Below are 8,801 nucleotides of genomic sequence, written 5' to 3' on the forward strand. Positions count from 1 at the left end.
TATCCCCGCCCTCCTGGTGTTCCCCAACGTCAACCCTTGGGGCGGGGCAAGCCTTCCCAAAGGTTGCAATCCTGAATTTCCTGGCTCGGGGATGTCTGCAGAAAATTTTGGAGGGGGGAGTTTGCAAATGCTGCTGCTAGGACTAAGATGGGGTTGGCATCAGTTTCGGATCAAGCCAAGGGTCTAACCAGGCGAGCTTCCGAACTGAGCGCTAGAGGGTAAAGTTCGGAGTTCGCAGGGTTATGACCATTTTTGTCGGCAACTTGTCCTTCAAGGCCAGTGAAGAAGACCTGCGTCTGGTTTTTTCTGAATACGGCACTGTCAAGCAAATCAAGATTCCAGTAGATCGCGAGACAGGCCGCAAGCGAGGCTTTGCCTTTGTGGAGCTGGAAAACGAAGCCGACGAGCAAAAAGCTATCGAAGAACTGGATGGAGCTACTTGGATGGGCCGAGATTTAAGAGTCAACAAGGCACTGCCGCGTCAGGCCAGCAGTAGCCGAGGTGCTCGTCCCTCCCGCTTCTAGGTCGTCAGGTTGCCGTGTTGAGGGAGTAGCTGGCGTACATCCCCAGCAGGCTACCGCTGACGCCAAACAGGGATCCCAGCAACCTCACTTGGTGTAGTCGAGGCACTAGCAATAGGAGAGTGAGGCCCACCTCTGTCAGCACGTTGGCGTTGCTCGCCCTCGGGGTGTTGCCGAAGAGGAAGTAGCGATGCAGGCCCGCTGGCGGATGGGAATCAGTACCGAGGAACAGCTCGGTGCCGAGACAGTGTGCCCTGGGGGTGTCCAATCCCGCTCTCATCCAAACGGTTGCCGCCGAAGCGGGGGTTCAGGTAGCCGAAGGGGCTCCCAGACAGGGGGGCTGAGTTTTGTATGATAGGGGCTCAGACCCTCGTTCTCTTACCTCGTCCATGCCTGCTGCCATCCGTCGCCCGCCTCGCTCTCTCTACTGTGGCCAAGTGCGCCCAGCCCATATCGGCCAGACGGTTACCCTCTACGGCTGGATTGACCGCCGCCGCGACCACGGGGGCGTGATCTTCCTCGATTTGCGGGATCGCTCCGGCATTGTGCAACTGGTGGCCGATCCCCAGAAGACTCCTCTTTCCTACGAGCTAGCCAAGGAGGTGCGCAATGAGTACGTGGTGCGGGTAACAGGAACAGTTCAGCCCCGGCCTGCCGACTCCTTCAACCCCCGCCTGGCCACGGGCGAAGTGGAGGTTTATGCAGAGCAGCTGGAGATTCTTAGCCGGGTGGCCAAGCAGCTTCCCTTCAGCGTCTCCGGGGAAGAAGGGGAAGAGGTGCGGGAGGAAATTCGCCTGCGCTATCGCTACCTGGACTTGCGCCGGGAGCGGCTGTCGCGCAACCTGCAACTGCGTCACCAGGTCATCAAGGCCATCCGCCGCTTTCTGGAAGACGAGGAAGGCTTCATCGAGGTAGAGACCCCCATCCTCACCCGCTCTACCCCCGAAGGCGCCAGAGACTACCTAGTGCCCAGCCGCCTCAACCCTGGGGAGTGGTTTGCTCTGCCGCAGTCGCCTCAGCTTTTTAAGCAGTTGCTGATGGTGGCTGGTGTGGATCGCTACTACCAAATTGCCCGCTGCTTTCGGGATGAGGATCTGCGGGCGGATCGCCAGCCGGAGTTTACTCAGTTGGACATGGAGATGAGCTTCATGGATCAGGAGGCAATCCTGGAGCTCAACGAGCGGCTCATCTGCCATATCTTCAAAACCGTTAAAGGGATCGACCTGCCCCGGCCCTTCCCACGGCTGACCTACGCCGAGGCCATGGATCGCTACGGTTCCGACAAGCCCGACACCCGCTTTGGGCTGGAGTTGGTGGATGTTTCGGCGGTGTTTCAGGGATCCCGCTTTCAAGTCTTTGCCAAAGCCCTGCAGCAGGGAGGAGTCGTCAAAGTTCTGCCAGTGCCCGGCGGCGATGAACAGATCTCCAACACCCGCATCAAACCGGGCGGAGATCTGTTTAAGCTCGTCACTCAGTACGGGGCAGGCGGTTTGGCCTTCATTCGGGTGCGTCCCGATAGCCTCGACACCATTGGTGCCCTCAAGGAGAGCCTCAGCCCTGAGCAGGAACAGCAGTTGCGGCAGCTGACCAACGCCAAGCCAGGGGATCTGCTGCTGTTTGGGGCAGGGCCGGCTGCCGTGGTCAACGAGTCGCTGGGCCGGCTGCGGCTGCATCTAGGCCATGAACTGGGTTTGATCCCGGAGAATGCCTTGAATCTCCTCTGGATTACGGATTTCCCGATGTTTGAATTCAACGCCGAAGAAAACCGCCTGGAAGCCCTGCACCACCCCTTTACCGCCCCTCACCCCGACGACTTGGCCGACTTGAAGACGGCGCGGGCCCAGGCTTACGACTTGGTCTGGAACGGCGTGGAAGTGGGGGGGGGATCCCTGCGCATCTACCAGCGGGAGATCCAGGAGCAGGTTTTCCAAATCATTGGCCTTAGTCCTGAGGAGGCGCGGGAGAAGTTTGGCTTTTTGCTAGAAGCCTTTGAGTACGGCACCCCACCTCACGGGGGTATTGCCTACGGACTGGATCGGCTGGTGATGCTGCTGGCAGGGGAAGATTCCATCCGCGATGTCATCGCCTTTCCCAAAACCCAGCAGGCCAGGTGCTTGCTCACCGGCGCTCCCTCCGGTGTTGAGCCCAGGCAGCTTAAAGAACTGCACGTGGCCTCCACCTACCACCCCGGCTAAACGACGGATAAGCATCCACCCCTACTTCTTGGTCTCCCTATGCTAGATCTGACCGGAAAGAAAGCCTTGGTAACCGGCATTGCCAACGAGCGCTCCATTGCCTGGGGCATTGCCCAGCAGCTGCACAAAGCAGGAGCTACGTTGGGGGTTACCTACTTGCCGGACGAGCGGGATCGTTTCAAGACGAAAGTCCAACAACTCACTGAGCCCCTGCAGCCGGATTTTCTCCTTCCCTGCGACGTCCAAAGCGATCAGCAAATCAACGACCTATTTCAGGAAGTGGCCCAAAAGTGGGGCCAGCTCGACATCCTGGTTCACTGCCTGGCCTACGTCAAAAAAGAGGAGCTGAGCGGCAACTTTAGCGATATCTCGCGGCAGGGGTTTGCCCTGGCCATGGATGTGAGCACCTACTCCCTGATTGCCCTCTGCCGGGCCGCTAAGCCCCTCTTGAGATCCGGCAGCAGCGTCCTCACCCTCACCTACTTAGGGGGAGTGCGAGTGGTGCCTAACTACAACATGGCTGCTGTCACCAAAGCGGGCCTAGAAACCTGCGTTCGCTACCTGGCAGCCGAGCTGGGCCCCGCCGGGATCCGGGTGAATGCCATTTCTGCTGGACCCATTCGCACCTTGGCTTCCTCGGCCATTGCTGATTTTCATGCCATGCTGCACGCGGTCGAGGAGAAAGCTCCCCTGCGGCGCAATATCACCCAGCTCGAGGTGGGCAATGTGGCAGCTTTTCTGGCCAGCGACCTAGCTAGCGGCATTACTGGCCAGGTGATCTACGTAGACAGTGGATATAGCATCCTGGGTTTTTAGGCTTGGTGGGATCTCCCTGGCATGAACCGCTTTTCCTTTTCCCCCTTGCAGCGGCTGCTAGTGACCTGGATTTTGATGGTCATTAGCGGCTGGCTGGCCCTGCAAGTGGGCCGTCTGTTTGGCCATCTGCTCGCCACCATCCTGACAGCGGCGGTACTGGCTTTTTTGCTCAACTACCCAGTCCAGGCGCTGCAGCGCTACCGGGTCAACCGTGTTGTAGCGGTGGCTTTGGTCTTTGCCCTCTCGGTGGTGCTGCTGGTTTTGGTGGGGATTGCCGTTGTGCCCCTCCTGGCTAAGCAGGTGGTGCAGTTGGGGGCACGGATCCCTGAGTGGGTGGATACTTTACAACATTGGCTTGGCCAGATTAGCCTCTGGGCTGCCGAGCGCAACATCAACCTTGGCCAGCCGGAGCTGGTGAACACTCTCCTCAGCCGCCTGCAGGCCGGTGCTGAGAAAATTGCCAGCCAATCCCTCGACATCCTCCTAGGCACCTTTAACCAGGTGGTCGACTTGGTGTTGGTCTTGGTGTTGGCCTTCTACATGCTGCTCTATGGGGGCCAGTTTTGGCAGGGGTTGCTCAGCCTCTTTCCCAAGCCCTGGGGGCCGCGCATCGGCGAAGCCCTGGTGCTCAGCTTTCAGAACTTTCTCATCAGCCAGTTGGTGTTGGGGTTCATGATGGCCCTGATGCTGGTGCCAGCGTTTGGGCTGCTGCGAGTACCCTTTGGGCTTTTGTTTGGCCTCTTGATTGGCCTGCTGGAGGTGATCCCGCTGGTAGGGGGCTTCATTGGTATTGGCGCGGCAGCAGTGCTGCTGGCCTTCCAGGACATTTGGCTCAGCCTCAAGGTGGTTCTGGTCTCCCTGATCGTGCAGCAGATCAAGGATCGGGTCATCGCTCCCCGGCTGATGGGAGAGCTGATTGGCCTCAACCCGGTGTGGATCTTGATTGCCCTGTTGGCGGGGGCACAGCTGGGGGGCATCCTGGGCGTGATCGTTGCCATCCCCCTCAGCAGCGTGGTGAAGAGTCTCTACGAGGTGGCCCGTTCCGCCAAGTTGGCCGCCGAAGAGGGGTTGGACTTGACGGCAAAGGTGACCTCCCTCGGCAAAAGCCCCCTCGAAACTCGCCGGGAGGAGATCCAGGAGGTCTAGCTTCCAATAGGCATTGTCCTAGCGAATTTTGCCCTCGATAAAGGGCACCTCCAACACCTTTTCGTGGTGGATGGGGCCGTGGCCGAAGTAGCCCCCCTCTCCAAACAGTTCGCCGTGGTCGGCTGTAACCGTGATGTAGGTGTTTTTGGGAACCAGATCGAACAGCTGCTCAAAGACCCCGTCTAAGTAGCGCACCGCCTCAATCTGCCGCTGCCGCAGCTCCTCCAACTGTGCGGCGCTGAAAAAAGGGATCCCCTCCTCTTTCCCTTCATCCAGCCGCTTGAGCACCCCGTTGACCCCCGAAATGTGGGGCCACGCGCTGGGATCCTCATCGGGCAGGGCGTAGGGATAGTGAGTTTCGCCTACATTGAGCAGGTAAAAGCTAGGGCGATCCGGATCAAAGCGCAACTGCTCCACCATAGCCGCCATGTCGTTGTGCCGGGGCATGAGACGGTAGGAATCGAAGTCGCGATTGAGCAGAGTGCTGGGATTGAGCACCGGCATGGAGACCAGGGCGTGGGTGGTGTAGCCCAGTTGGTGCTTCAGGAGCGTTGGCAAGTAGAGGTGAGGCAGCAGATGCTTGAACTCAATCGGCTGCCGGGTGCCGAGGCGCTCGTTGTAGCGCAAATACTCCTGCTTGTAGTGTTCGGAGGCAAAAACGTGGGTGGGGCTGGTATGGGGCAGCAGGCCCATGAGCAGGTTGTAGTGAGCAGGAGCTGTCCAGGAAGCGTAGCTCCAGCGCTTTTCCAGAGGACCTAGCTTCAGCAAGTGTTTGGGCTTAGCCGCCAGCAGGCTGTCGAAGCGGCAACTGTCTAGCACGATGAGCAGGTAGTTATTCTGCCCCTGGGGTTCGGGGCGGGGGGCGGGCTCAGAGGCGGGGGCTGGAGACGATCTCCACCAGTTTAGGAATCCCATTCTTCCTCCTCCTCAGCAGAGTAAGGCCGCCGGACAATCCGCCAGCTGGGGGCTGTTGATGCCTCGTCTTCAGGTTCGCTGGGTTCGGAGGCAGGATCGCGAATGCGTTCCGGCGGGATATTGGAATAGGAATAGCGGCCTGTCTCAGGATCCGGCAAATCTGGTGGCAAATAGTGGTCGGGGGGAAGTAGCTGCGCTTCCAAAAAGCGCACCCGGTCGAGGAGCTGATTGAGCTTGCGAATGGCCTGGCGCTGCAACGCCCGCTCGTGGAGCTGCCAGGATCCCACGTACAAAAATCCCAAGCCCACTCCTACTCCATAGGCCATCAAGAGCACCAGCGACAGAGGTACAGCAGGGCCAGCCTGTCCAGCTACAACAACCACCGCTGCCGATCCCCAGTTTTGGACCAGGAAAATCCCCAAGGCCAGGATCCACAGCCCTAGGAGCAGGGAGCGGATGTTTTGGAGCATGACCTCAACCTTCCCTCTCCCCTAGGCTACCACCAATCCCCGGCGGGGGGCAGGACGGGGTTAGTTGAAGGTGTTGGATCCCCAGCCAGGGGCCACTTGAGCGGCTCTCAGGATAAAGGCAGCTAGGTTGCGCAGCGCCTCATCATCCATCCAAGAGGGGGGCACAGGGCGGCAGCCGTAGCTAGGCTTGCTGCCGTCGTAGCTGCGGGGATCCCGCTGGTACTCGACAAGAGCTTGGATGGTGTCGCGGGGCGGAGTGGCACCGCGCAAGTCTTTCAGCGAGAGAGAAATGTTGGGAGCGGGCAGGGTAGAGCCGCCCACATGGCAGTTCAAGCAAGCAGATTGAAAGCGGTTTTTCCCGTCGCTCAGCTGCTCCGGAGTAAAGGTAAGGGTGTGTCCCTCCGCATCCCAGGGCAGCTCCACCGGCCCAGTTGCCCGCAGATATTGGCTCACGTAGGGATCCACGCGGGCCGGCGCTGGGCTAGCCAACCCCAGCCAAACTAGGAGCAGGATCCCCGCCCACCTCCGGGCCCGCTGAGGGACCCGCCATCGCTTGGTCCCTTGAGTTTGCCCAGGCATCAGAGATAGGCCGAAAGGTCACTGTGGGATTCGCTCTTGGTGCCGCCCCAGCCGGGCACCGTCTTGGCCTGAACCAAGATATAGCCAGCAATTAACTTCAGATCCTCCTCGGTAAGGTTGCGCAGGCGGGGATACTCGCTTAAGAGCTGCGTGTTGGGATGGTATTCCACCAGCGACTCTACCCCGTCGTAGGTGACTGGGTTTTTGATGTAGTCCACGATTGCCAGCACGTTATCGCGAGGAGGTGTTGCCCCCGCCAGATCCGCAAGCTTCAAGGTCACATCTGGGTTGGGAAGGGTTTGACCCCCCACATGGCACTGGGCACAGGTTTTGTTAAAAAGTTGCTTGCCGCGGGCCAGTTGCGCCTCGGTAAAAGTAATGGTTTCAGTTGGCGACAGGGGTACCGGAGGGATCTGCCTAGCTGCCAGGGCCGGCCACCCAGCAAACCCAGCCAGCCCCAGCGCCAGGATGCAAATCAACAGCCGCCGACGCACCGCTGCCAGCGCTTTCTGCAAAGAAAAGGATTTGCTAAACATGGGTCTCCATCAATGACTTCGAAAACGGCGTCAGCTTTGCTCCAGCGACAAACCCGACACCCGGATCTAAGGATAGACCATTGCGGGATCACTTGCAGACAGGATTTTGGCTTCCCTTTCCCTTCTTTGGAGTGTTAAGTTTAATTGCAAATTCAGGATCTCCAGCAGCTAGGAAAGGCCTTTGCGACAACAGCTAGCATAAAGCTTAGCCTGCCGATCTGGAGGTTCTGGAGCCGAGTTCTAGGATTGCCCATGTCATCTTTCCGGTTCCAGCCGTTGCGGGTGGCCTTCACCTGTGCAGATCCCAGCCAAGTGCCGATCTCTGTTGACGAGTTGGTAGCGGCTCTGCCGGCCTCGCCACTTCTGGCCTACACTGAACCGGAAACGGCGGCTCTGCGGGTAGAGATGCTGCCGGATGCAACCTATTACTTCTACCGCCGCGGAGAAGACGTGGCCCTGGCGGCTTTCCGCATCCCGGTGAAAAAGCTGCAGGCTCTGCCCCGCAAGCTTGTGCGGCTGTTGGAGCACGTGGCCGCCTTCGACAACCTCCTCAACCTGCAACCGGCTAGCGACGCCCTAAGCAATGTCCTGGAAGTGGAGTTTCTGCAACTGGAAACGCCAGCCAGCGGCTCCAGGCCCGCCGAGGTCAGACCCCTGCCGCGGGATCCCCAAGGCCAGCTGCAAATCCAGGCAGGCCGCAACCTCGCCATCGCCTTGCACAATAAGGCTCTCACCCCAGTGCATGTCTATGTAACAGTCTTTGACGAACGGCAGTGCAGCGTCGGCTTGGTCTATCCCTACCAGCCGGACTTTCCTACTCGCCTGCGCCCCAGCGAAAGCGTGTTGGTCGGCTCTGGCCCTCGCTATCTGCTGCAGATGCAACTGCCCGAAGGGGCAGAGACAGCGGTGGATCGCTTCAAAATCTGGGTCAGCACTACTGGCATGCAGCCGGGCATCATGGCAATGCCCCCTCTGGGGCAAAGACTGGAGCCCCCTTCTGAGGATCCTTACGGATCGGGATCCCGGCTGGATCGGGAAGTTCGGCTGGCCATCTTGGGCAAGGCGGGCAGCACGCCCATGCCGGCTTTTGCGGAGGATCCCTGGTGGTGTATGGAGCAGGCTGTCAAGGTGGTAGCTTAGACTGGGCCTACCTCCTCACAATTCTGTACAGCAGAGACTCAACCTCCTCGACACTAATAGCTGAAAGATTATAGGAGGAGTAGATCCTACTTCTCGTCTCTTGATCAACATCTGCCAAGACCAGAAAGACTTGATCTGGGCCGAGACCCATTTCGGAGGCGAGCCAAGAGTACTTCTCTATACAGTCTCTATAGCTGCCGGTCTTCGACTCTATCCAGTAGAATCGGTTGTTAATGTGGAAGAAGAGATCGATCTCAAAGTCGCTACCGTCGGGCAAAGTAACTTCCGCATTTGCGATGTAGGAAAAATCGATCTTCTGTCCCTGCTCTCTAGCAAACTTGATCAGTTGCTGTTTGACATATCTCTCCAGCCAATCTCCAGATAGGAACTTGATTGCCTCTGGAGACTTGCTTAGCTTTACCCTCAGGTATGTAGAGTGGAAGCAAGTTGGCAGCTATAACTTATCACTTCCGGGGAGTTGCC

At 58.8% G+C, this 8,801-nt stretch carries 11 protein-coding genes; 5 read left to right on the forward strand and 6 right to left on the reverse strand.

Annotation, left to right across the window (positions count from 1 at the left end; genetic code table 11):
• Nucleotides 1-242 precede the first annotated feature (242 nt).
• Nucleotides 243-524 (forward strand): RNA recognition motif domain-containing protein, encoded by a 282-nt coding sequence (locus tag NW860_RS00220; protein WP_414396558.1) that lies wholly within the window; start codon nucleotides 243-245, stop codon nucleotides 522-524.
• A 4-nt stretch (nucleotides 525-528) separates the two neighbouring features.
• Here NW860_RS00220 and NW860_RS00225 read toward each other — a convergent pair whose 3' ends face one another.
• A complete protein-coding gene (locus NW860_RS00225; protein ID WP_414511869.1) occupies nucleotides 529-801 on the reverse strand; it encodes a hypothetical protein in 273 nt (90 codons plus the stop codon).
• 109 nt (nucleotides 802-910) lie between these two features.
• Between NW860_RS00225 and aspS the strand changes: the two genes are divergently transcribed.
• The 3 genes from aspS to NW860_RS00240 are packed head-to-tail and all read left to right on the forward strand — an operon-like array spanning nucleotide 911 to nucleotide 4,678.
• A complete protein-coding gene (aspS, locus tag NW860_RS00230) occupies nucleotides 911-2,716 on the forward strand; it encodes an aspartate--tRNA ligase (RefSeq protein ID WP_414511870.1) in 1,806 nt (601 codons plus the stop codon).
• Between the two features lie 39 nt (nucleotides 2,717-2,755).
• On the forward strand, nucleotides 2,756-3,532 hold the full coding sequence (fabI, locus tag NW860_RS00235) for an enoyl-ACP reductase FabI (RefSeq protein ID WP_414396552.1): 777 nt from the start codon (nucleotides 2,756-2,758) through the stop codon (nucleotides 3,530-3,532).
• Nucleotides 3,533-3,553: 21 nt separating this feature from the next.
• Complete coding sequence (locus NW860_RS00240) at nucleotides 3,554-4,678, forward strand: AI-2E family transporter (RefSeq protein WP_414396549.1); 1,125 nt, start codon at nucleotides 3,554-3,556, stop codon at nucleotides 4,676-4,678.
• An 18-nt stretch (nucleotides 4,679-4,696) separates the two neighbouring features.
• On the opposite strand, the gene NW860_RS00245 is transcribed toward NW860_RS00240, so the two are convergent.
• Genes NW860_RS00245 through psbV form a run of 4 tightly spaced genes read right to left on the reverse strand, consistent with a single transcriptional unit; the run spans nucleotide 4,697 to nucleotide 7,178 of the window.
• On the reverse strand, nucleotides 4,697-5,593 hold the full coding sequence (locus NW860_RS00245; RefSeq protein WP_414511871.1) for a sulfatase-like hydrolase/transferase: 897 nt from the start codon (nucleotides 5,591-5,593) through the stop codon (nucleotides 4,697-4,699).
• Nucleotides 5,581-6,063 carry a LapA family protein gene (locus NW860_RS00250; protein ID WP_414511872.1) on the reverse strand — a complete coding sequence of 161 codons (483 nt, stop codon included), beginning with the start codon at nucleotides 6,061-6,063 and terminating at the stop codon, nucleotides 5,581-5,583. Before NW860_RS00250 ends, NW860_RS00245 begins: the two co-directional genes overlap by 13 nt.
• 60 nt (nucleotides 6,064-6,123) lie before the next feature.
• Nucleotides 6,124-6,642 carry a photosystem II cytochrome PsbV2 gene (psbV2, locus tag NW860_RS00255; RefSeq protein ID WP_414511873.1) on the reverse strand — a complete coding sequence of 173 codons (519 nt, stop codon included), beginning with the start codon at nucleotides 6,640-6,642 and terminating at the stop codon, nucleotides 6,124-6,126.
• On the reverse strand, nucleotides 6,642-7,178 hold the full coding sequence (gene psbV / locus NW860_RS00260; RefSeq protein WP_414406165.1) for a photosystem II cytochrome c-550: 537 nt from the start codon (nucleotides 7,176-7,178) through the stop codon (nucleotides 6,642-6,644). The genes psbV2 and psbV overlap by 1 nt, the downstream gene beginning before the upstream one ends.
• Nucleotides 7,179-7,430: 252 nt before the next feature.
• Here psbV and NW860_RS00265 point away from each other — a divergent pair, with 252 nt between their 5' ends.
• Complete coding sequence (locus tag NW860_RS00265) at nucleotides 7,431-8,318, forward strand: hypothetical protein (RefSeq protein WP_414511874.1); 888 nt, start codon at nucleotides 7,431-7,433, stop codon at nucleotides 8,316-8,318.
• A 7-nt stretch (nucleotides 8,319-8,325) separates the two neighbouring features.
• Here the strand turns inward: NW860_RS00265 and NW860_RS00270 are convergent, their stop codons facing one another.
• Nucleotides 8,326-8,595, reverse strand: coding sequence for a hypothetical protein (locus NW860_RS00270; protein ID WP_414511875.1), 270 nt, complete (start codon nucleotides 8,593-8,595; stop codon nucleotides 8,326-8,328).
• Nucleotides 8,596-8,801: the final 206 nt, after the last annotated feature.

This window comes from Synechococcus sp. F70.1 (assembly GCF_047502745.1).
Lineage (GTDB): Bacteria > Cyanobacteriota > Cyanobacteriia > Thermostichales > Thermostichaceae > Thermostichus.